25 protein-coding genes, 1 tRNA gene and 1 riboswitch are annotated in these 20,974 nt (G+C 65.9%); of the genes, 7 read left to right on the top strand and 19 right to left on the bottom strand.

Annotated elements, in window-relative coordinates:
- Window positions 1-42: 42 nt before the first annotated feature.
- A complete protein-coding gene (locus tag ACR9Y6_RS13060) occupies window positions 43-957 on the top strand; it encodes a LysR family transcriptional regulator (RefSeq protein ID WP_481281670.1) in 915 nt (304 codons plus the stop codon).
- Window positions 958-973: 16 nt separating this feature from the next.
- Here the strand turns inward: ACR9Y6_RS13060 and pnuC are convergent, their stop codons facing one another.
- The 10 genes from pnuC to ACR9Y6_RS13110 all read right to left on the bottom strand — a co-directional run bounded on the left by pnuC (window position 974) and on the right by ACR9Y6_RS13110 (window position 9,384).
- A complete protein-coding gene (pnuC, locus tag ACR9Y6_RS13065) occupies window positions 974-1,555 on the bottom strand; it encodes a nicotinamide riboside transporter PnuC (protein ID WP_481281671.1) in 582 nt (193 codons plus the stop codon).
- Window positions 1,545-3,728, bottom strand: a complete 2,184-nt coding sequence (locus ACR9Y6_RS13070) for a TonB-dependent siderophore receptor (protein WP_481281672.1) — start codon at window positions 3,726-3,728, stop codon at window positions 1,545-1,547. Before ACR9Y6_RS13070 ends, pnuC begins: the two co-directional genes overlap by 11 nt.
- Before the next feature lie 57 nt (window positions 3,729-3,785).
- Window positions 3,786-3,882: riboswitch (TPP riboswitch) on the bottom strand.
- 21 nt (window positions 3,883-3,903) lie between these two features.
- On the bottom strand, window positions 3,904-5,037 hold the full coding sequence (locus ACR9Y6_RS13075) for a phosphotransferase enzyme family protein (protein ID WP_481281673.1): 1,134 nt from the start codon (window positions 5,035-5,037) through the stop codon (window positions 3,904-3,906).
- A 20-nt stretch (window positions 5,038-5,057) separates the two neighbouring features.
- Window positions 5,058-5,792, bottom strand: coding sequence for an HvfC/BufC family peptide modification chaperone (locus ACR9Y6_RS13080; RefSeq protein WP_481281674.1), 735 nt, complete (start codon window positions 5,790-5,792; stop codon window positions 5,058-5,060).
- On the bottom strand, window positions 5,789-6,631 hold the full coding sequence (bufB, locus tag ACR9Y6_RS13085; RefSeq protein ID WP_481281675.1) for an MNIO family bufferin maturase: 843 nt from the start codon (window positions 6,629-6,631) through the stop codon (window positions 5,789-5,791). The genes ACR9Y6_RS13080 and bufB (ACR9Y6_RS13085) overlap by 4 nt, the downstream gene beginning before the upstream one ends.
- A gap of 61 nt (window positions 6,632-6,692) precedes the next feature.
- Window positions 6,693-6,962, bottom strand: a complete 270-nt coding sequence (bufA2, locus tag ACR9Y6_RS13090) for a BufA2 family periplasmic bufferin-type metallophore (protein WP_306851094.1) — start codon at window positions 6,960-6,962, stop codon at window positions 6,693-6,695.
- A gap of 89 nt (window positions 6,963-7,051) precedes the next feature.
- Window positions 7,052-7,522 (bottom strand): DoxX family protein, encoded by a 471-nt coding sequence (locus ACR9Y6_RS13095; protein WP_481281676.1) that lies wholly within the window; start codon window positions 7,520-7,522, stop codon window positions 7,052-7,054.
- A gap of 9 nt (window positions 7,523-7,531) precedes the next feature.
- Complete coding sequence (locus tag ACR9Y6_RS13100) at window positions 7,532-8,266, bottom strand: HvfC/BufC family peptide modification chaperone (protein WP_481281677.1); 735 nt, start codon at window positions 8,264-8,266, stop codon at window positions 7,532-7,534.
- Complete coding sequence (gene bufB / locus ACR9Y6_RS13105) at window positions 8,263-9,099, bottom strand: MNIO family bufferin maturase (RefSeq protein ID WP_481281678.1); 837 nt, start codon at window positions 9,097-9,099, stop codon at window positions 8,263-8,265. Before bufB (ACR9Y6_RS13105) ends, ACR9Y6_RS13100 begins: the two co-directional genes overlap by 4 nt.
- A 6-nt stretch (window positions 9,100-9,105) precedes the next feature.
- Window positions 9,106-9,384, bottom strand: coding sequence for a BufA1 family periplasmic bufferin-type metallophore (locus ACR9Y6_RS13110; protein WP_481281679.1), 279 nt, complete (start codon window positions 9,382-9,384; stop codon window positions 9,106-9,108).
- 226 nt (window positions 9,385-9,610) lie between these two features.
- Between ACR9Y6_RS13110 and ACR9Y6_RS13115 the strand changes: the two genes are divergently transcribed.
- The 3 genes from ACR9Y6_RS13115 to ACR9Y6_RS13125 all read left to right on the top strand — a co-directional run bounded on the left by ACR9Y6_RS13115 (window position 9,611) and on the right by ACR9Y6_RS13125 (window position 12,018).
- Window positions 9,611-10,228, top strand: a complete 618-nt coding sequence (locus ACR9Y6_RS13115; protein WP_481281680.1) for a sigma-70 family RNA polymerase sigma factor — start codon at window positions 9,611-9,613, stop codon at window positions 10,226-10,228.
- Window positions 10,225-10,866 carry an NrsF family protein gene (locus ACR9Y6_RS13120; RefSeq protein ID WP_481281681.1) on the top strand — a complete coding sequence of 214 codons (642 nt, stop codon included), beginning with the start codon at window positions 10,225-10,227 and terminating at the stop codon, window positions 10,864-10,866. The genes ACR9Y6_RS13115 and ACR9Y6_RS13120 overlap by 4 nt, the downstream gene beginning before the upstream one ends.
- Before the next feature lie 204 nt (window positions 10,867-11,070).
- Window positions 11,071-12,018 carry an MASE1 domain-containing protein gene (locus tag ACR9Y6_RS13125; RefSeq protein ID WP_481281682.1) on the top strand — a complete coding sequence of 316 codons (948 nt, stop codon included), beginning with the start codon at window positions 11,071-11,073 and terminating at the stop codon, window positions 12,016-12,018.
- Between the two features lie 44 nt (window positions 12,019-12,062).
- Here ACR9Y6_RS13125 and ACR9Y6_RS13130 read toward each other — a convergent pair whose 3' ends face one another.
- The 4 genes from ACR9Y6_RS13130 to rplM form a co-directional block, all read right to left on the bottom strand.
- Complete coding sequence (locus tag ACR9Y6_RS13130) at window positions 12,063-12,515, bottom strand: hypothetical protein (RefSeq protein WP_481281683.1); 453 nt, start codon at window positions 12,513-12,515, stop codon at window positions 12,063-12,065.
- Window positions 12,516-12,843: 328 nt separating this feature from the next.
- Window positions 12,844-12,917: transfer RNA gene (locus ACR9Y6_RS13135), tRNA-Gln, on the bottom strand.
- A gap of 57 nt (window positions 12,918-12,974) precedes the next feature.
- The gene (gene rpsI, locus ACR9Y6_RS13140; RefSeq protein WP_306851136.1) at window positions 12,975-13,367 is read right to left on the bottom strand and encodes a 30S ribosomal protein S9; all 393 of its coding nucleotides are present in this window, start codon (window positions 13,365-13,367) and stop codon (window positions 12,975-12,977) included.
- 9 nt (window positions 13,368-13,376) lie between these two features.
- Window positions 13,377-13,805: a 50S ribosomal protein L13 gene (gene rplM, locus ACR9Y6_RS13145; protein ID WP_306851138.1), complete on the bottom strand. Its 429-nt coding sequence runs from the start codon at window positions 13,803-13,805 to the stop codon at window positions 13,377-13,379.
- A gap of 266 nt (window positions 13,806-14,071) precedes the next feature.
- Here rplM and coq7 point away from each other — a divergent pair, with 266 nt between their 5' ends.
- Window positions 14,072-14,713 (top strand): 2-polyprenyl-3-methyl-6-methoxy-1,4-benzoquinone monooxygenase, encoded by a 642-nt coding sequence (coq7, locus tag ACR9Y6_RS13150; protein WP_481281684.1) that lies wholly within the window; start codon window positions 14,072-14,074, stop codon window positions 14,711-14,713.
- Between the two features lie 8 nt (window positions 14,714-14,721).
- On the opposite strand, the gene ACR9Y6_RS13155 is transcribed toward coq7, so the two are convergent.
- Entirely contained in the window at window positions 14,722-15,408 is a 687-nt protein-coding gene (locus ACR9Y6_RS13155; RefSeq protein ID WP_481281685.1) for an extensin-like domain-containing protein, read from the bottom strand.
- A gap of 303 nt (window positions 15,409-15,711) precedes the next feature.
- Window positions 15,712-16,497, bottom strand: a complete 786-nt coding sequence (gene speD, locus ACR9Y6_RS13160) for an adenosylmethionine decarboxylase (protein ID WP_089981013.1) — start codon at window positions 16,495-16,497, stop codon at window positions 15,712-15,714.
- Window positions 16,498-16,834: 337 nt separating this feature from the next.
- Here speD and crp point away from each other — a divergent pair, with 337 nt between their 5' ends.
- On the top strand, window positions 16,835-17,530 hold the full coding sequence (crp, locus tag ACR9Y6_RS13165; RefSeq protein ID WP_306851143.1) for a cAMP-activated global transcriptional regulator CRP: 696 nt from the start codon (window positions 16,835-16,837) through the stop codon (window positions 17,528-17,530).
- Between the two features lie 16 nt (window positions 17,531-17,546).
- Here crp and ACR9Y6_RS13170 read toward each other — a convergent pair whose 3' ends face one another.
- The gene (locus ACR9Y6_RS13170; protein ID WP_481281686.1) at window positions 17,547-18,497 is read right to left on the bottom strand and encodes a bifunctional helix-turn-helix transcriptional regulator/GNAT family N-acetyltransferase; all 951 of its coding nucleotides are present in this window, start codon (window positions 18,495-18,497) and stop codon (window positions 17,547-17,549) included.
- A gap of 137 nt (window positions 18,498-18,634) precedes the next feature.
- Here ACR9Y6_RS13170 and ACR9Y6_RS13175 point away from each other — a divergent pair, with 137 nt between their 5' ends.
- Window positions 18,635-19,381 carry a sulfite exporter TauE/SafE family protein gene (locus ACR9Y6_RS13175; RefSeq protein ID WP_481281687.1) on the top strand — a complete coding sequence of 249 codons (747 nt, stop codon included), beginning with the start codon at window positions 18,635-18,637 and terminating at the stop codon, window positions 19,379-19,381.
- Here the strand turns inward: ACR9Y6_RS13175 and ACR9Y6_RS13180 are convergent.
- Together ACR9Y6_RS13180 and trpC are read right to left on the bottom strand one after the other, a co-directional pair.
- Window positions 19,378-20,085 carry an HAD family hydrolase gene (locus ACR9Y6_RS13180; RefSeq protein ID WP_481281688.1) on the bottom strand — a complete coding sequence of 236 codons (708 nt, stop codon included), beginning with the start codon at window positions 20,083-20,085 and terminating at the stop codon, window positions 19,378-19,380. The genes ACR9Y6_RS13175 and ACR9Y6_RS13180 overlap by 4 nt on opposite strands.
- 4 nt (window positions 20,086-20,089) lie before the next feature.
- Window positions 20,090-20,932 carry an indole-3-glycerol phosphate synthase TrpC gene (gene trpC / locus ACR9Y6_RS13185; RefSeq protein ID WP_481281689.1) on the bottom strand — a complete coding sequence of 281 codons (843 nt, stop codon included), beginning with the start codon at window positions 20,930-20,932 and terminating at the stop codon, window positions 20,090-20,092.
- Window positions 20,933-20,974 lie beyond the last annotated feature (42 nt).

The raw sequence follows: 20,974 nt of genomic DNA on the forward strand, positions 1-20,974 counted from the left end.
GGAAAATTCTGATTGAATTAAGCACCATATAAACTTAATTACATGGACCTCAAGCAACTGGAGTACTTCGTGGCGGTGGCTGAAGAGCGCCACTTCACGCGCGCGGCCCAGCGCCTCAACGTCGTCCAGTCCGGTTTGTCGCAAACCATCCGCGCCCTGGAGGACGAACTGGGCGGGCCGCTGTTCGTCCGAACCACGCGCAGCGTCGCCCTGACCGCCGCAGGTGGCGTGCTGCTCGAGGAAGCGCACCGGGTGCTCGATGCCGCGCGTGCCGCGCGGCTGGCGGTGACCCAGGTGCACGGCCTTGCACGGGGCCGCCTGCGCATCGGCGCCATCCAGAGCCTCGCTCCGTTCATCGACCTGCCGATGACGCTCGGCCGCTTCCGCGACGCCTTTGGCGGCATCGACGTCGAACTGCGCTTCGACGGCTCGGCGGACCTGCTCGACGAGGTTCGCGAAGGTCGCCTGGATATCGCCTTCACCCAGCCACCCGCCGCGCCGGTGGCCGAGGTGACCACGAAGCTCCTGGTCTGCGAAGGCCTCGTGGCGGTTTGCCCGCCGAAGCATCGTCTCGCGGGTGCACACGATGTCACCCTCGCCGACCTCGCGCGCGAGAGCCATGTCGACCTGCGTGCCGATTGGGGCATGCGCCAGTTGATCGACGCCTCGTTCGCCAAGGCCGGCCTCGACCGGCGCATCGGTTTCGAGGTGAACGACATGGGCATGCTGCTCGAACTCGCCGCCCAGGGCCTTGGCATCGCGTTGGTACCCGAATCGATCGCGAAGAATCGTCGCGACGACCGCCATGCGCGGCCTGTCGCCTGCGCCGACATCGTCGAGGACGAGGAGCCGTGTTGGGAGATCGTCGTCGGTTACCGCGCACGCGGCGATGACGCGCCCAGCATTATCGTGCAGGCGTTCCTGGATGTACTGGTGCGGCAGGCTGGCGTGCTTTAGCGGAGCCGGCCGCGGCTCATGCGCCCTGCGGGGCCGCGGCACCGTGGCGCCACGCCCGCAAACCGACGGCGGCGAGGACGACGAACCCTGCGTAGAGCACGGCCGTGATGGGCAGGGATTTATAGGCGTACTCGCCCACATAGATCACGTCCACGGCGATCCACAACCACCATGCCGCCGCGTGGCGCCGCGCCTGCCACCATTGGGCGACGAGGCTGAACGCGGTCAACGCGGCGTCCAGCCAGGGCAGCGAGGCGTCGGTATAGCGATGCATCGCATAACCCAGCGCCAATGCCGCCGCCGCACCGACGGTCAGGTGCACCATCGCGCTGCGGGTCTCCAGCGCGGCCACGCGAACATGGCCGCTGCCGTCGAGGTTGCGCACCCAGCGATGCCAGCCATAGAGGATCAGCACGGCGAAGATCGCTTGCAGGATGGTGTCGGAATAGAGTTTCGCGTCGACGAAGATCCATGCGTACGCGATCACCGATACCAGTCCCACCGGCCAGCACCAGGGACTGCGCCGCGCGGTCAGCCACACGCCCGCCGCGCTGACCAGCGCGGCGAACAGTTCGAAGAGGGACAGCTCAAAGTTCATAGGTCATCGACAGGCGGGCCAGCCGCGGCATGCCGGGGAAGAGATAGCTGTCGCCCCCCGACGTGCCGGTGTCGCGCCAGTAGAAGTGATTGAACACGTTGTCGACGTTGAGCCGCAGCGTCGTCGCGTGGCCACGGATGCTCGTGGTGAAGCGGAGTCCCGCGTCGAACACGTGGTAAGCGGGTACGCGAGTCGCGCCATCCGGCGTGGCGACGTTGGTGCCCGCGTAGCGCCAGCCGCCGAGGATCGCGAGTCCCGGCGCGAACGGCAGGCTGTAGTCGGCATAGACCGCCGTGCGCCAGCGTGGCACGTTCACCACCTGGTGATCCTCGTAGGCAGGCGTGCCCGTATGCTCGGCGCGGGCACGGATGATGTTCGCGCTGGCGGTCAGGCGCAGGTTGTCGGTGATGCGGCCGGCCGCGTTGAGTTCCAGGCCCGTGTGCACTTCCTGGCCCTGCTGCACGAAGGTAAAGCCTTCCGCCGTATCGTCGGGACGCGCGAACTGGTACGACTGGCGAATGCGGTAGATGGCCGCCTGCAGGTCGAGCGCATCGTCGACCGCGTACTTCACGCCGGCCTCGACCTGGCGCGAATGCAACGGCGCGAGGGTCGTGCCGCCATTCGACGTCCAATAGGGCGCCTCGCGGCCGAGCGACAGGCCTTCGCCGTAACTGACGTAGGTCGTGAGTGGAGCGGTCGGTTGCCAGAGGACCGCCGCCTGCGGCAACGTCTTGGTCATCCGCGTCGTGCGCTCGAGCGCCCCGGTGTCGTCGTACGCCCGCTCGTTCAGGCGGACGAAGCGCGCACCCGCGAGCACCTGCCATGCCTCGTCGAGATGAATCCGATCGATCGCGAACAACGTGCGTTGCCAGCTGGTCAGGCGCCGCGCGGAAGGGCCGGGCTGATTCGGCGACGGGTCGAACGCGGGCACGATCCGGTCGTCGATGTTGGCGGTGCCCACGTAGTCGTAGACATAGGGGCGCTGGTCGACCGTACGGCGAAATGCCGAGGCGCCGAGGTTGACTTCATGATCGAGCGCACCGGTCGCGAACGTGCCGGTGAGCACGCCACGCAACTCGTCGTTCTGCCGCGTGTCGTCCGGGCTGCGGTAGTCGTAGACGTCGTAATCGCCGTTGGGGGCGAAGAAGTACCCCGGGGTGGCGCCCGAAGCGCAGGACGCGGCGTAGAAGCAACCATAGGCGAAGGCGACGTTGTCGTCGATCACGGTATGGCTATGGCCCGCCGAAACCTGCGCGTTCCAGTTGTCGTCGAAGCGATAGTTGAAACGCAACGAGGTGTTGCTCGAATGGATGCCCACCGGGCGCTGCCACGACTGGTAGCCGAGCAGTTCGGTACGGCTGGGATGCGCGGGAATAACCGTGCCGCCCAGCAACTGATAACCGGAAGCGGAACGCTGTCCGCTGGTCTGGTAATCGGTATCCAGCAGCACCGTGGCCTTGTCCGTGATCTTCCAGTCGGCGGCGATCGAGATGAAGCTGCGCCGCCCATCGGCGTGCTCGATGTAGGAGTGCGTCTTCTCGTTCGCCGCGTTCACGCGCACGCCGAACGATGGCGAGAACCACGTACCGAGGTCCAGCGCCTCGTAGTTGGACCCGTGCGAATCGGTACCGACGGTGACCGTATGGACGTCCGCCGGGCGCTTGCTCACGTAGTTGACCAGGCCGCCCGGCTCGACCACGCCGGCCTCGAGTCCGCCCAGGCCCTTCAGCACCTCGACGCGGTCCTTGCCTTCGAGCGCCAGCAGCTGTTCCGCGGACATGATCATGCCGTTGAAGCGGAAACCGGTGGCGAGATCCAGCGGGAAGCCGCGGATGGAGACATCCTGGTAGTAGCCCGCCGGCGCGTAGTTGTCGTTGATCGCGGCATCGCCGCGTACCAGCTCGCTCAGCGAACGCGGCTGGCGGTCGTCAATCTGCGCCCGGGTGATGACGGTGATCGCCGCGGGCGTATCGTGCAGCGGCGCGCTGCCGAAGCTGCCGAAGGTATCGAGTTGGGAATCGGCGGCGCGGTATCCGCTGGCGGTAGTCGCGTGGACGTCCACGGCGGGCAGCGTGCGCGCCTGCTGTGGTTGCGACGCGGCATCGTCCGCGGCGTGTGCCACGGTGACAAGGGAAAGCAGGGCCAGGGCGAGCGGGGTACGGGTGAGGGTCATCGTCGTCTTCGGGGTTCACGGACGAAGCGACGGCGAGCCATGTCACCCCGTGGGGATTCCATGGCTCTGCAAGCTCCCTACGCCGGTATTAACCGGGTCAGGTTCCAAGGGACTCTCTCAGCCCGGCATTCGCCGGGCACCCCCGCTTCTAGAACGCCTATTGAACCACGAAACGTCAGGCGATGCCGCGAATGGCCGCGAGCAGGGCCTGCCCGTGCACACCGGCGAACCAGGCGGCGTGGCCACGCAGGAAGGTGTGATAAGCCACGTCGGCGTGGTCGCGGCGGCGGGTGATCCCTTCGAAGTACTCCACCTCGGACAGGGCGAAATCCAGGTGGACGATGGGCAGGAGGTTCGCCAGGATATGGAGCTGGACCACGTCCAGGGGCCTGACGGAACGGTATCCCTCGACGATGGCCAGTGCGAGGTCGTGACGGGCGATATCTCCCCGCTCGATGTCGAGCCAGGCGATCGCGTTGCGCTCGATGGCGGTGGCGAGGTCGAACAAGGCGAACGTAACCGCCGACAGTCCGAAATCCAGCACGTCCGTGATGCCCGCTTCGTCGTCCAACCCGCTCCAGCAGAGGTTGGAAACATGCCAGTCGCCATGGGTCCACAGAGGCGACTGCGCCGCCAAGGCGCTTGCCACCTGGGCGTGCCAGGGAGCGATCGCCGCGGCGATCTCGCCCCGCCAGTCGCGCTCGCCGAGGTACGCGGCCAAGGCGGGCCGCGCGGGCAGCTGCGATGCGATCGTCGCGAGCGGGTCCGGCGAGGCGAGTATCTCCGCGCGCGCGATAAGGACATGCGTGGCGCGCTGCGGCGAATGGAAGCCCTCCGCGGCATCGTGCAAGCGTGCGAGCATGGCGCCAGCGGCATGCGCATGCCGCACCCCGCCGATCGGCGACCACGAGAACGCGTCGCGGTAGGCATCCACGCCGCGTGCGGGCTCATGCAGCTCGAAGACCCAGTCATCCACGATGAACACGGACGCACCCGATCCATCCCGGAGAATGCGCGGCACCGGGATGCCGTGCGCCCGCAGGAAATCGGCGAACCGGTGCTCCTCGGCCAACGCATGCGCGTCGCGCACGCTCCGGTGATGGCGCTTAACGAACACCCGACCCGACGATGTCGTCGCCAGCGCGGCCGCGGAGAGCGGCCGTGGGCTGCGCCAGTCGACGGAAACCAGCGAGCCGAGCGCCGCTATCCGCGCGACGACGGCCGCCACTTCGTCCTCCGTCAGTGGCGGCCAGTCCGGCTCCAGGTGGTCGCCTGCGAGCCCATGGGCCAGGTGTGCGTCATCGATCATCGACACAGTGTAGCGATGTCTCAGCGACGCAACCCGCGGATCATGCCTTCGGCCGTCCATGCACCAAGGCAGCCGCCGGCGATGCGCGTGATGCGCTCCTGGTCATGTGTACGACCGAGGTATTCGCATAGTTCGCCGAAGGTGGCCCCGGTGAGGGCAAGGTCGAGGCATGCGGACTCGTCCGCCGTCATGCTGGCGAACTGGGGCGAAAGCCCGTTGCGCCACACGCGCGCGCCCACGCCCTGCTCCACGGCGACGGGTGCCGGAGGGGGTATGCCATCGGCGATCGCGCGCCAGATGGCGACGGCGTTGCTTCGCATCGGGCGGAAGCGCAAGGTCGGCACGAAGTCGATCTCCACGCGATCCCAATCGTCGGCGGCAAGATCGCCCACTCCGATGGTGTCGGCGTCCGGCCCCGAGAACGCGCGACGCAGATGCCAGTCCAGCCATGCAAGCTCGGCGACTTCGTCGTCCGCGGGATAGGCCCGTTCGAGAAACGGCACGAACGACTCGCCGTACGCGTCCAGTGTCCATGACGACGGCACGTGCCGTTCGACGTAGCGCGATGCCACCGCGTCGAAGACGTCGTCGCCCAGCCATAGCGCGGTCTTCTCGTAAGAGTCGCGCAGGCACGCCACGAGCTGGCTACGGTAGTTGTTGGCGTGGACCGCCATGCCGCGGGGATCGACGCCTTCGGGAACGGTGCCCGTGAAAAGCGCGGACGCGAAGGCGCGTTGGCGGTTGCGCAGGTTCATGCGGCGCGCTGGCGAACCGCATCGGCGAGGTCGCGCGCGTGGGCGACTTCCGCCAGCAGTTCGGGAAGTGGCGGGATGCTGTCGTCACGCTCGATCATCACGGCGACATCGCCGAGTCGCTCGATGAAACGCGTATACAACGCCCATACGGGGTCGGGCACGGGTGCGTCATGCGTATCCACGAGCATGTCGCGCCCCTGGCTGTGCCCAGCGAGGTGGACCTGGCGCACGCGATCCAGCGGAAGGCGTTCGAGCCAGTCGTCCGGATCGAAGCCGTGGTTCGTCGCGCTGACGTAGATGTTGTTCACGTCCAGAAGCAGGAAGCAACCCGTACGATCGCAGAGTTCGTGGAGGAAGGCCGCCTCGCCCATGGCCGTCTCGGGAAAATCGATATAGGTCGATGGATTCTCGAGTACCAGGGCGCGCCCCAACGCATCTTGCGCGGCGTGTACGTTGTCGGCGACCAGGTCGAGCGCTTCGCGGGTATAGGGCAACGGAAGCAGGTCGTGTGAATTGTGGCCATCGATGCCCGTCCAGCACAGATGGTCCGAGACCCATAGCGGTTCGACACGGTCGGCCAATCGACGCAGGCGGCGCAGGTAATGGCTGTCGACGCCGTCGGACGAACCGATGTTCATCGACACGCCATGCAGGGCGACAGGATAGCTCCCGCGAACGCGCATGAGCACGTCGAGCGGCTTGCCGCCGTCGACCATGAAGTTTTCCGAGATCACCTCGAGGAAATCGACCGCCTGCGGCGCCTCGAGGAAATCGGTGTAGTGCGGAATGCGCAAGCCGAGTCCAAATCCATGGAACGGGATCGGCGATGGGTGGGACATGACACGCTCCGCGAAACGAAATACCCGGCCGCCGGAGCGGCCGGGCGATGATCCAGGACCCTTACTTCGCCGGCGGCGTGGTGCTGCCGCCCTGCGCCGTGCACTCCTGCACGGACACGGCCTTGAAGCCCTGGCCCTTGCAATCGTTCTGGCCCTTGCACTCGTGGTTGCCCGACTTGCAGTCGGACGTGCCCTTGCAGCTGTTGATGCCGTAGCAATGTACCGTCTTGCCGGCGGCCTGTTCGGCGGCGTGGGCCGGCGCCGAGATCGCGGCGGCCGATACGGCGAAGATGGCGGCGGCAGCGGCGATGCTGTGGGTGGCGGTATGCATGGTCGTTCTCCGTACGGAAAGGAATGCCGGGATGGCATGGACGAATTCGCCGCACCGGCACATCCGGTTACAGCTGGATACGCTTTTTTTCAGCGGATGCCAAGGGCACGGTCGACAGAAAGACGACCGCCGCCGCGGGCGACGAGATACAGCTGGATCGCCGCCCAGGACAGATGGGTCGGCCAGGCATCCGGATAGACGAATACCTCGATCACCGTGGTCATCCCCAGGAGGACGAACGCGGAAAAACGGGTGGCCAGGCCCAGCACGAGCAGGATCGGCACGAAGGTTTCGATGCCCGCCGACAGGTGCGCGGCGATCTCGGGCGGAACCAGCGGGATCTTGTACTCGCTGCGGAACAGCTCGTACGTACCCTCGGTGATGGTAAGCAAGCCTTCCACTTTCGTGCGGCCCGATTGAAAGAAGACCGCGGCGATGGACAGCCTCGCGACGAGGGCGAGGATGTCGTGTCCGATCCATCGTTCGACGCGGTCGGCGAGTGCGTTCCAGCGCGTGCGCAGCGATCGGCGCGCGGTGACGGTGATGGTGGTCGAAGCCATGGCAAGTCCTCAGGAATGGGCAAAGGCGCCGGACCGCAACAGTCCGGAAAAAGTGAACTCGATGGACGCGTCCGGATGCGCCCGGGCGACGGCGGTGGCCGCCTCGCCCAGCGTGGCACCCTGTCGGCACGCCTCGAGCAAGGTGAGTTCGGCGGGCGATGCGGGGAGCACGCTGACCTCGCCAGCCACGCGCACGGCGATCGCGCATTCGGGGCGCCAGGCCAGCGCGCCGTCGACCGCGATGCCGTCCCTGCTCGGTTGCCAGATCGACAGCACGGGGAAAGGCGAAGCCAGCCACCGCGTCGCCGGGTGAACACGCAGGCGCATGGCCTCCAGCGCGGACGGCGCCAGTCCCACGAGACGGTCGACGTCGAACGGCTCCGCGTCTGCGGCATCGAGGGTTTCGTTCCAGAGCCGGTCCAGTCGGGCCACGTCCGCCAGGTAAGGCAGTTCCGCCGCTGGTTCGAATGATTCGAGAAACCCGGGAAAACCTTCTCCATAACAAGCCAGGCGCACATCGCTCGGCGGTGACCGCGTGGCGTGGATCGCCGCGGCGGCACGAAACCAGTCGCGTCCGACCAGGCAGAGCACGGCGGGGAAATTCGCCTCCAGCGCATCGAGACAGGCACGCATCACGGTATGGCGGTAAACGGCGAAAGGACACTGGCTGGCGGGGAGGAACGTGGATGCTTCGTCATGGAGCGCTTCCACGAAGGCGGCCTGGAAATCCGCCAGGGTGCTCATGCCGCCTGCCCTTGCGATTCGAGCATCCTTCCCGCGCGCGCGCACTCCTGAAGCATTGCATCGAGCGACGGCAGGTTACCGTCACGCTCGATCAGGGTCGGGCGCGGTCCGCCTCGCGACAGCACATGACGGTACAGTTCCCATACGGGCTCATCCACTGGCGCATCATGCGAATCGATCAGCAGGTTCGCCGGAGGGTCTCCCTCCACGCTGTGCCCGGCGAGATGTATTTCGGTGACGGCGTGCAGTGGGAAGGCTTGCAGGTAGGCAAGTGCATCGATGCCGATGTTATTCGCACTGACATGCACGTTGTTGATATCGAGCAGCAACCCACAGCCCGTCCGGCGGACGAGTTCGGCCAGGAAATCGGTCTCGCTCCAGTCGTGGCCATCGAGCACGAGGTAGTGGGCCGGATTCTCGATCGAGATGCCGCACCCCAGCGCTTCCTGGCTGCGCAGGATGTTCGCGACGATGCATTCCAGCGCCTCCCGCGTGCGGGGGAAAGGCAGCAGGTCGGGCATGTAGCGTCCGCCCCACGCCGACCAGGCCAGATGCTCCGAGACGAGCACGGGCCTGACGCGATCCACGAGTCGTCGCAAACGGCGCAGATGACCGGTATCGGGCGGCGCCGCCGCCGCGAGCGAAAGCGACACCCCGTGCAACGACAGCGGGTGACGATCCGCCAAGGCATCCAGCATCGCCAGACGCGGCCCTCCGTCGCCCATGTAGTTTTCTGGATGGACCTCGAACCACAATCCCGGGGAGGCGCAGCGAAGCGCCTCATGGAAATACCGCGGCTTGAAACCGAGGCCGGCGGCGAGCGGCGGACGCATGGCGGGTCAGCCCACCTTGGTCAGCGAACCCATGCCGTGAGGCGTCTTGATCGACGTGCACGTGCCAGCGGGGACGTTCTTCCAGGCGTTTTTCTGGTAATCGGCCTTCGCCGTGCCCGCGCAGGTCGTACCCGGGCCGGCGGCGCAGTCGTTCTGTCCTGCCTTGGCCACGCCCCAGCATTTCTCGACGGCGGGTTTCCGGGCATCCTGGTTGCCGTCGGCATGGGCGACACCGGCGACGAGGGCGGCAAGGGTGAGGGTAAGCGAGACGGCGTGACGATTCATGCGATGCTCCTTCGTATAGCGGACACGATGTCCGGGTCGAGAAGGAGTTCGCGTCCGAGCCTCGAAGGGTTACAGCGAATTTTTTTTCCTTAGTCGTAACCAAAATGCGCCTGGCTACGAATACCGTGGCATGCACACCCGCGCGTCGCCATGGCTCTTCGCCTTTCCGGCACCCTCCCGGCGCCGCACCCCCTCCCGTCGAGGCCCTTGCGATGCCCTATCCAACATGGCTGAATCCCTGTCGATGGAACGCCGGGAGGTGATCGCCAGTCCCGCCGAAAGGCAAGACGTGAGAGGCACGCCAGCGGCCGAGGCCGAATTGCGCGCGAGCTTCATCGCCGGGCTGGCTGGGGACGCGGCACGCTATCGCCAGTTCCTCGACGGCCTGTCCGGACACCTGCGCGCCTACCTGCGGCGCCGTCTTCCCCGCGCCCAGGCCGACGTCGAGGACATCCTGCAGGAGACCTTGCTCGCCGTGCACAATGCACGGCACACGTATCGCACGGAGCAGCCATTGACCGCCTGGGTCCACGCGATCGCCCGTTACAAGCTGATGGATTTCTTTCGGGCCCATTCGCGGCGCGAGGCGTTGCACGAGCCCTTCGACGACGATGGCGGCCTGTTCGTCGCCTCGGATGTCGATCCTGCCGACGCGCGGCGCGACGTCGGGGTCCTGCTCGAAGCCCTGCCCGACCGCCATCGCCTGCCCATCGTGCTGGTGAAGCTGCAAGGCCTCTCGGTTTCCGAAGCGGCACGGCGCTGCGGCATGTCCGAGTCGGCGGTGAAGGTGGGAGTCCACCGTGGCCTGAAAGCGTTGGCTGCGCGCATCCGGAGCCGGTCATGAAAACCGACGACCTCGTCACCTTCCTGGCCAGCCGGGCCCCCGCCGTCGACCGCCGGGGACCCGCCCGGCGTTTCGCGCTCGCCTGGGTAGCCGGGTTGGGGGGCGCATTGCTCCTGATGATCCTCCTGCTGGGGGTCCGCCCCGATATCGGCGAAGCGGCCCGGGTGCCGACATTCTGGTTCCGGCTGGCCTATGCGAGCGCCATCGCCGCGGCGGCGCTATGGGTCACGTCACGACTCGCCCGGCCGGGTGTCCGCGTGGGAGGGGCCTGGGCGGTGCTCGCCACGCCGGTCGCGCTGGGCTGGATCGCGATGGCCTGGGTGCTCGCCCATGCCGCCCCCGGCACACATCTGCCCCTGATCCTTGGCCATACATGGCGGGTATGCCCCATCCTGATCGCGGTCCTGGCGATGCCGGCCTTCGTCGCCATGCTCTGGGCCGTACGCGGCATGGCACCGGTACGGCCCCGGCTGGCCGGAGCGGCCGTCGGCCTGCTGGCGGGGGCCACGGGAACGGTCGCGTATTGCCTGCATTGCCCGGAAATGGCACCACCGTTCTGGTCCACCTGGTATCTTCTGGGCATGCTCATCCCGGCCGCCCTGGGTACCCTGGCAGGGCCAAGGGCGCTACGCTGGTAACCCTCAATCAGGGCCCTTAATCGGCAAATCGTCCGAAACGGGCTCCAATCGATGGCGGGCCGGCCGCTATAGCTTCAAACTAGTCGTGCCGTCGCGAACCGGGTCCGCCCGTTTCCTGCGTCACGGCGCCAGCGGTCAGTGGATGAAGTGCCTCGTCATCGGCTGACCAGACCCGGTCCGGACGAGTGAGGCGAGGGGCATAACGTGAGCGGAACAAACAGGGATCCGTTTGCCTGGGGGCGATATGTCGCCGTCGCAGGAGCCTATGCGGCGTGTTACGAGCTGACCCGGTATTTTTCATTTTCGCATTGGATGCTGCCGGCTGGCCTGCGCCTGGCTTGCCTGCTGCTGGTCCCGCGTCGTTTCTGGCCAGCGCTCGCGATCGGCGAGGCGCTACCGATCGCCGAGATGGCGGTACTGCACGCATCGGCTTTCGGCGTGTATTTCGCCATCGTCGCTTCGATTCCGCCCATTCTGTTTTGCATGCCCGCTATTGCCTGGCTGCGTACGCGCACGACACTCCTGCGCGCCGACGGGCAGATAAACATGGGCATGATCATGGGAGCGGCACTGATTTGCGCGGCAGCCACCGCGGTGAGCAACTCGGCCGCGCTCGCGTCAGTGGTCATGGGCGACGGATCGGCGACGCCACCCGTGACAACTTCGCTTTTTCTCGCCTGGATACTGGGCGCCTATCTCGGCGCTCTCACACTCACGCCGACCATCATGGCGTTACGCGAACGGCTGGCAGGGCAACCCGCCAAGGTCGTCACGTGGCGTGCCGTATGGCATAGCACCCTCACCCGCGATGCACTGTTCCTTGTCGTGCCTGGACTCGCGCTGTTGATGGGCCTTGCCTCCCAGCTAAGCGATGGCCCCCTCCAGTGGGCGCGTATCGCGATGGTCATTCCCGTGCTTGGAATGACCTGGCGTCATGGATGGCACGGCACCGCCATCGGCGGCATGCTGGCGAGTATCGCGATGGCGTCGACCGCGTTCGAGCTTCAGGATCCAGCGATGATCCAGGCGCAGGCCGTACTTTCCTTCGTTATTTCCACATCGCTGTTGCTGGGAGTGAAAGTGGCACGCCGTATCGCGGCGGCGCTCGTCCCGCGTGCGCGCGAAGCATCGACCACGCCTCACCACCAGTAAGGGAGGAGCCGAAGCGACTCCTCCCTGCACTTGAAGCACCACCTTCACGGACCGCGGCTGGCGCATTCCGGGGGCGTCTTGCAGTCGCTTCCGACCATCATCATCTGCGTCGTACCGTCGGCCTGGGGTGCCACGAACAACTTCACCGTGCCGTCGTCGTATACGGTCTCACCCGTCGTGCTCGCGGGCACCGGCAGCGGCTCGTCCGGCGTGGCAAGGCGAGTGGCATCCACGCCGATCGGCAAGCCGACCAGGCTATACGCCGTGCGCGCGAAGGCACCGCGCACCGTGCCGTTGGCGTCGTTGACCTGGACGTAATGGGTACCGCCACGCTGGAACACGTACACGTGGTAGTTCGGGCTGGTGCTGACGTCGGTGGCATTCGGCCAGGCCTGACCCAGCCCCGAGAGGGAGGTTTGTGCCTGGACCGCGCCCGTCCCGAGCGCGACGGAAAGGGTGATGAGTGAAGCTAGCAACGAACGGGCATGGATGCGCATGGTCGTGGTCCTCGTGGCTGGTGGGCAAGTCTGCGACTGGAATGGCGCAGATCCTGCGACTCGACCATGGCGAATCCATGGCCGATCAGCCCACTTTCCCCCATCGATCGGGGCGCCGACGGGGCGCCTGCCGAATTCGCGCATACCTCGAGCGTTCCTGCATAGCCGGAGCGGCCATTCGTTCAGGACCGGGGGTCAGTTCGACTCGACGCTCGTTCGTTGCCGGCGTGAAAGCCAGGTCCAACGATCCCGATACGCTGGACACCCACGACCTTCCGCGAAAAACCAAAAAGAAAAGGGCCTTGATTTCTCAAGGCCCTTTCTGGTTTGGCTGGGAGACTAGGATTCGAACCTAGATAAACGGAGTCAGAGTCCGTTGTCCTACCGTTAGACGATCTCCCAATAAACCGGGATTCGACGCGCTCTGACCTTGGTGCGTCGAACTTTGAAGCGCGAGTATTAGCGCTTCGAGAACTGCGTGGCGCGACGGGCCTTGTGGAGACCGACCTTCTTACGCTCGACTTCGCGGGCGTCGCGGGTCATGAAACCAGCCTTGCGCAGCGGCGACTTCAGCGCTTCGTCGTATTCGACGAGGGCACGGGCGATGCCGAGGCGAATGGCGCCGGCCTGACCCGTGATGCCGCCACCGGCGACCGTCACCATGATGTCGAACTTCTCGACGTTGTCGGTCAGTTCGAGCGGCTGGCGCACGATCATGCGCGAGGTCTCACGACCGAAGAACTGCTCGAGCGGCTTGCCATTGACGACGATGCCACCGGTGCCCTTGCGGAGGAACACGCGGGCGGCGGAGGTCTTGCGGCGGCCGGTACCGTAATTCTGCTGGATAGCCATGTCGATTCCTTAGATTTCCAGCGCCTGCGGCTGCTGAGCGGTGTGCGGGTGCTCGGCGCCGCCGTACACCTTGAGCTTGCGGTACATGGCGCGACCCAGCGGGTTCTTCGGCAGCATGCCCTTGACGGCGATCTCGATCACGCGCTCCGGATGCGTGGCCAGCAGATCCTTGAGACTCGTGGTCTTCAGGTTGCCGACGTAGCCGGTGAAGCGGTGGTACATCTTGTCGTCCAGCTTGGCACCGGTCACGGCCACCTTCTCGGCGTTGATCACGACGATGTAATCGCCGGTATCGACGTGCGGGGTGAACTCGGGCTTGTGCTTGCCGCGGAGGCGACGCGCAACCTCGGTCGACAGGCGACCCAGGGTCTTGTTCGTGGCATCAACCACGAACCAATCGCGCTTGACGCTTTCCGGCTTGGCGGTGAACGTTTTCATTTCAAATACCTGGTTTGCCGCCTGGACAGACGGAACACGGAATCGGTGAAAGCAAAGGCGCGAGAGAATAGCGGACTTTTCCCTCATCGCGCAAGCCCACGTTGCACGTGAGCTTTGGGCCGACAATCATAACATGATGACCGGGCCGCTTCACAAGCCTGCCCGGTCTATGGGAAGGCGACCGCGACAAGCGGCCGCAGCGCCTTCACCTGGCATCGGGCGGTGGGCATTGTAACGTGTGTCATCCCCGTACGTCAGGAGTTCCCATGTCCGTTCGCTCGCTGAACCGCCTCGACCGCCTGATTTCCGGCCTCGAGCGCGCCATGGAGGCCGTCGCGGGTTCGCCGGAGCCCGTTCAACGTTCTCCGGGCGACGCGGTGCCGGATGCGCCCATGGACGACGCCGAACGGCGCCATGCCGCCGGACTGATGCGGATCAACCATGTCGGGGAGGTGTGTGCCCAGGCGCTTTACGTGGGCCAGGCGGCGCTCGCGCGCACGGAAGAGACGCGTCGGCACCTGATGCACGCCGCGCAGGAGGAAACCGACCACCTGGCCTGGTGCGCGGAGCGCCTGAAGCAACTCGACAGCCGCCCCAGCCTGCTCAATCCGCTCTGGTACGCCGGCAGCTACGCCATCGGCGTGGCCGCGGCGGCCGTCGGCGATCCGATCAGCCTGGGTTTCGTCGTCGAGACCGAGCGCCAGGTGGAGGCCCATCTCGCCGAGCACCTGGAACGCCTGCCCCCGCAGGACGAGCGTTCCCGCGCCATCCTCCGCCAGATGCAGGCCGACGAGGTCCGCCACGCCGATGCCGCGCAGGCCCGTGGCGGCATCGACCTGCCCTGGCCCCTGCCGCGCCTGATGCACGCCGCGTCCACGGTGATGAAGACCGTCGCCTACCGGATCTGAGCGGGACCTCAGCGGCAGCCGCCGAAACCGCTTCCTTGCAAGTGGAAGTGCGTGCGATGCGCCGCGTTGTAATCCGGGCCGAGGAAGGCGCCGAAGTAGCGGCACCCGTCGTGTTGCAGGCCGCGAAGGAAGGCCGAACCGTCGGGGCTGGTCCAGTCCTTCTCCACGCTCAGTCGCTTTCCGTTCGCCAGGCGCCAACCGGTCACGTCGATGGCATCGGCCTTGGCGTGGCGACTCAACGGCGCCTGGTTCCGGTGATAGACGTTGCGGCAGGCATAGCTGCCCACGTGATCGATCGTCCGCACCGGCGAGCCGAACGTGGCCTCGGCCGCAGGCTGGACCACGCGGCGCTGGAACAACACCAGGGACGCCGCGAGCGGACAGGTGACCATCGCCGGCGAGGCCAAGCGCGCCTCGCCGACCGAGGAAAGACGCACCGCATCCGTCCAGCCGCATCCGCCGGCCTCCTGGCGATCCGCAAGAGGGATGAAGACCGCCCCCGCGTCTCGCAGCGCCGCGCGGCACATGGCGGGATCGTCGCCGAGCCGGGCCAGCTTAAAGCGCAGGAAGATATCCGGCTCCGCCCGGAGATCGAGCGGAGCCCAAGGGTTGTAGCGATCGGGCGGGCGCCAGCCACCTAGCCATGCGGCGGCAACCAGGGCCAACAGCAGGAGGAAGAGCAGAAGCGGACGCATGAAACGACGCTAATGCGGCGCACGTGAAGGCCGGATGCCTCCTCATGCTCGTAGTCAAAGGGGAGGCTCAAGGGAGAGGCACAAGGGAGAAGTTTCGGTGGGAGCCGACCCTGTCGGCGATGGGTGCTTGCCGTCGCCTGGCCCGCTGCCGCGGGATCGCCGACAAGGTCGGCTCCCACCAGGGCAGTCCTCCCTCCACGGCAACTCTCCCATCAGGGCAGCCCTCCCTCCACGGCAGCTTTCCCACCGCGGCGGTCGTTCAGCCCGTGCCAAGAAAAAACCCCGCTTTCGCGGGGTCTTTCGTCACATCAGGTTGCGGCCGTGGAAGAGTTCCTCGATCTCCCGGCGGAGCAGCGATTCGATGCGCTGGCGCTCCTTGAACGAGAGGTCGTCGGCCTGGGCCTCGAAGAGGTAGGTGTCGAGGTCGAAGTCCTTGATGTGCATCTTCGTGTGGAAGATGTTCTCTTGGTACACGTTCACGTCGAACATCTCGTATTTCTGGCGGATGTGCTTGGCCAGGTAGTCCTGCACCGAGTTGATCTTGTGATCCATGAAGTGCTTCTTGCCCTTCACGTCGCGCGTGAAGCCACGCACGCGGTAATCGGCGATCACGATGTCCGACTCGAAGCTGTCGATCAGGTAGTTCAGGGCCTTCAGCGGCGAGATGACGCCGCAGGTGGCCACGTCGATATCGGCGCGGAAGGTGGCGATACCGTTGTGCGGATGGGTTTCCGGGTACGTATGGACGGTAATGTGGCTCTTGTCCATGTGCGCCACGACGGCGCCCGAGATCGTGTCGCGGCCGAGCTTCTCGACCACCGGCTCCTCGGAAATGAGGATGGTGACCGACGCTCCCTGGGGATCGTAGTCCTGGCGGGCGATGTTCAGGATGTTCGCGCCGATGATCTCCGCCACGTCCGTCAGGATCTGGGTCAGGCGATCGGCGTCGTACTGCTCGTCGATGTACTCGATATAGTTCTGCCGCTGCTGTTCGGAAACGGCATAGCAGATATCGTAGATGTTGAAGCTCAGCGCCTTGGTAAGGTTGTTGAAACCTTGCAGGCGAAGGCGGGGAAGCGGTTTGACCACAGCGACTCTCCGAGGCCGGGGGAACGGCCAGCAGCAGACGCGGGTTAGCAGCAAGGGTCCCCGCAACGATGAAAGACGACGAACGAGACGAATAGTCTGCCCGGCGCTTGTGTACGGCGTGAGACAAGGGGTCTGGACGCCGAGGGGGTGAAATTATGGGGCAAGATGGTGAAGATTTGAACACGCGGCGCGTCCTTCCCCCCAAATGGTGGATTTTGGCGCCCGGATGTCTGCAATAATCCCCAGGGGACATGGCGAGTCGGCGACGCCTGACGGAAATCCGTCGGCTGACCGCTGAAGGGGAACGCCATGCCATTGAGGCTCAACGGAATCTGCTGTGGCTCAACTCAAATATCTGTTGCAACAGGCGTTCGAACGGTCGCAGGCTCCCTCGAGCTTCGCGCCCGACCCGGCCTCCATGGGCCGCTTTCTGGATGCTTGCCATCGTCGTCGCTATCCGGGGAAGACGGCGATCATCCGGCCGGGAGACCCGGCCAACACGCTCTACTATGTCGTCGACGGCTCGCTTGCCGTCTGCACCGAGGACGAAGAAGGCCGGGAATTGATCCTGGCCTATATCAATCGCGGCCAGTTCATCGGTGAAATGGGGCTTTTCGTGGAACAGGCCCAGCGCGAGTCGCTGGTCCGTACGCGAACGGCCGTGGAAATGGCCGAGATCAGCTATGAACGGCTCTTCCAGCTCCTGGAAGGCCCGCTCGCCGCCGAATGCCCGAAACTGCTGTTCGCCATCGGTTCACAGTTGACCCATCGCCTCCTGCGCACCTCTCGCCAGGTGAGCCGGATGGCGTTCATGGACGTGACGAACCGGGTGTCGCGCACCTTGCTCGATCTCTGCCAGGAACCGGACGCCATGACCCATCCCGACGGGACGCAGATACGCATCTCCCGCCAGGAAGTCAGCCGTATAGTCGGCTGCTCCCGTGAAATGGTGGGTCGCGTGCTCAAGCAACTCGAGGAAGAGCGGATGATCGACGTCGCGGGCAAGACCATCGTGGTCCGCGGCACCCGCTGATGACGCCGGGGCCCGTTCACGGCCCCCGGTAGATCATGTAGACGTCCGCCCGCTCGTAATGCGAGCCGGGCCGGACGGATGCCTGACGGACGAAACCGGCCCGCTCGTACATGCCCAACGCACGGTCCAGGCGGCTGTTCGACTCCAGGAACAATTCCCGGCCGCCGCGCCGGCGATATTCGGCGATCGCTTCGCCGAGCAGCTTGCGACCGGCGCCAAGGCCTCGATAGTTCTCGTCCACGCCCATCTTGGACAATTCATAGACGCCTTCGCTTTCACGAATGAGCGCGCAGGTACCCACGACCTCGCCCGCGTAGAGGGCGAAGAAAATCGCTCCGCCCGCGTCGACGACCAGACCTTCGGGATCGGCGAACAACGCGTTGTCCACCTCCTCCACGCGGAAGTAGCGCTCCAGCCATTGCTGGTTGAGCCGGCGGAAGTGCTCGCGCAGGCCCGGCTCGAAAGGCACGATGTCCACGGTCGCGCGCGACAGCGTGGCCCGCTGTTCGAGGATGGCCGTCACCAGTGGACGTTCGGCGAGGGCCTGTTCGCAGCCATCGATCGCGTCGAGCAGCGCGCGACCGCGCGGCCCCAGCGATTCGGTCATGCCACGGCGGATGGCAAGCCATACCGGCCCCAGCGCACCCAGCGCGCGCTCGCCCGCGTCGGTCAGCGCCAGCACGCTGCGGCGGCCATCCTGCGGATCGCGCTGGCGAACGACCATGCCGGCATCGACCAGCCGGTCGGCGAGTTGGCTGACCGCGGAATGAGTCTGGCCGATCGCCAGCGCCATGTCGGTGACCGTCGTGGGACCCACGTCGCGCAGATAGCGCAGCACCGGGAACCAGCGCGACTCGATACCCGCGCCGCACGCCTTGTAGACCTCGTCGACGGCCTGGTAGAACTGGTCGCTCAATGCCTTGAGACGACTGCCGAGCGCCAGCTCACGCAGGGAAGAGAGGTACATCGGCGATCCAATGGGGAGGTTGGGAAAACGAGGCTAGCGGCGTCGCGATGCCGCACGCAAGCATTCCGTCCTTTCTTCATGCCGGGATCGCACCCACCTCGTATATGGTGGATCCCGACCCTTCCTCTGGACGGTACATGGACTGGAGCCAATTCCTGATTTTCGTCGGCGTGGGCCTGCTCGCCCAACTGGTCGATGGCGCGCTCGGCATGGCCTACGGCGTCGTTTCCAACGCCGTACTGCTCGCGCTGGGCCTGCCGCCGGCCGTCGCCAGCGCGACCGTGCACACGGCTGAAATTTTCACGACCGGGGTATCCGGCGGTGCGCATGCGCTGTTCGGCAACGTCGACTGGAAGGCGTTCCGCCGGCTGGCCATTCCCGGCGTGATCGGCGGGGTGATCGGCGCGTGGTTCCTCGCCAGCGTGCCTGGCGACACCATCAAACCCTTTGTGTACGCGTACCTGTTGATCCTGGGCGTGGTGGTGCTGGTGCGCGCGGCCGGCAAGGTGGTCTCCCACCACCGGGTGCGCCACAAGGGGATCCTGGGCTTCGTCGCCGGCTTGCTCGATGCCATCGGCGGCGGTGGTTGGGGTCCGATCGCCACCTCCACCCTGCTGGCGCGCGGCGGGGCCGTGCGGCACACCATCGGCACCGTGAACGCGGCGGAGTTCGTCGTCACCCTGGCGATTTCCACCACGCTGATCGCGCACATGGGCATACAGCACTGGCCGATCGTCCTGGGCCTGCTCACGGGCGGGGTGATCGCGGCGCCGCTGGCCGCCTGGCTGGTGAGGCACCTGCCGCCACGCTACGTGATGACCGCGGTGGGCTGCCTCATCATCGGGATCAGCCTCTACCAGCTGGGCAATTACGTCCTGCGCTAGAACCAGTACAGGATTTCGAGCTTGTCACCCAGGGCGCGCCCGGCCTTCTTCGCGGTCTTCGGCGTGGGATTGACCAGTTTCGCCGCATCGGCCGCCTTGAGCAGGGGCAGGTCCGACAGCGAGTCGCCATAGGCGACGCTCCAGGGGCGCGGAACGCCCTCCCGCTCAAGGGCGCGAACCTTGGCGCCGTCCACGTTATGCCGGATGAAGCGCATGCCGAACAGGCCGCCGCGGGTCTGCGAGGCCACCAGCTCGTGGCCGCCGAGGTTCACTTCATCGAGGATCGCCTCGACCATCTGCCGGTCGTTGCCACTGACGACGATCACGCGGTCGCCGGCGTCGACATGCCTGCGCAAGGTCGCCACCGCGTCGCGAAAGAACACGCCGGGACGCCGCGCATAGGCTCGGGCGTAGGCGTCGATCATTCGCCGGTACGAGGCTTCGCGGCGGCCGAACGTGGTCACGCGCAGGAAGACGCGACCGAGGAAACGATTGCCTCGCACACTGCCGATCAGCAGGGGCACCAGGGGCACGATGGGAAGCGCCAGCAGCAACCGCCAGCGTCCCGCGCCTGAAAGGCGTTCGCGGAAGAACATCTCCAGTGTCTGATGGCGGACGATCACGCCATCGAAATCGAACAACACGACACGCCGCGCATCGGCGGCGGTGTCGTCGGCCACCGCCGCCGCCATCCTCTGGTCCATCGCGTCAGTGTCGGTGCGGCTGGGGCTGGGTACCGAAGAGCTTCTGCAATTCGGCGCCCGGGTCGGCGGCACGCATGAAGGCCTCGCCCACCAGGAAGGTATGGATGCCCGCCTCGCGCAGCTTGCGCACGTCCTCGGGCGTATGGATGCCCGATTCGGCGACGATCGCCGTATCCGGGCCCACGCGATCGTTGAGCTTCAGGGAGGTGCCCAGCGACGTCTCGAAGGTACGCAGGTTGCGGTTGTTCACGCCGATCAGCGGCGCGGGAAGACTCAGGGCCACTTCGAGCTCTTCCTCGTTGTGCACCTCGACGAGCACGTCGAGATCGAGTTCGGCGGCGAGCAAGGAAAGCTCGGTCAACCGGTTCTCGTCGTAGATCACGTCTTCACCGCCCTTGTCGGCGAAGGCGGAGACGATCAGCAGGATGCAGTCGGCACCGATCACCCGGGCCTCGTACACCTGGTACTCGTCGATGATGAAATCCTTGCGCAGGATGGGCAGCGAACAGGCCTTGCGCGCCTGATCGAGGTAATCTTCGTGGCCCTGGAAGAAATCGGCATCGGTGAGCACGGAGAGGCAGGTGGCGCCTCCGCGTTCGTAGCTGCTCGCGATCGCCGCCGGATCGAAATCGGCACGGATAAGCCCCTTGCTGGGGCTGGCCTTCTTTATCTCGGCGATGACCGCCGGCTTGCCATCGTGCAGGCGCGCATCGATGGCGGCCACGAAGCCACGCGTATCCTCGAGGTCGGCGATGCGTGCCGCAAGGTCGTCGAGTGAGCGCTTGCGGCTGCGCTCGGCGATCTCTTGCACCTTGCGGTCGAGAATGCGATGGAGAATGTCGGGCATCGAGGGACTTCCTTGGGAAAGGCCGGGGTTTTCGGGGAGCCC

It is taken from the genome of Luteibacter sp. TLI7-4A, assembly GCF_056754745.1.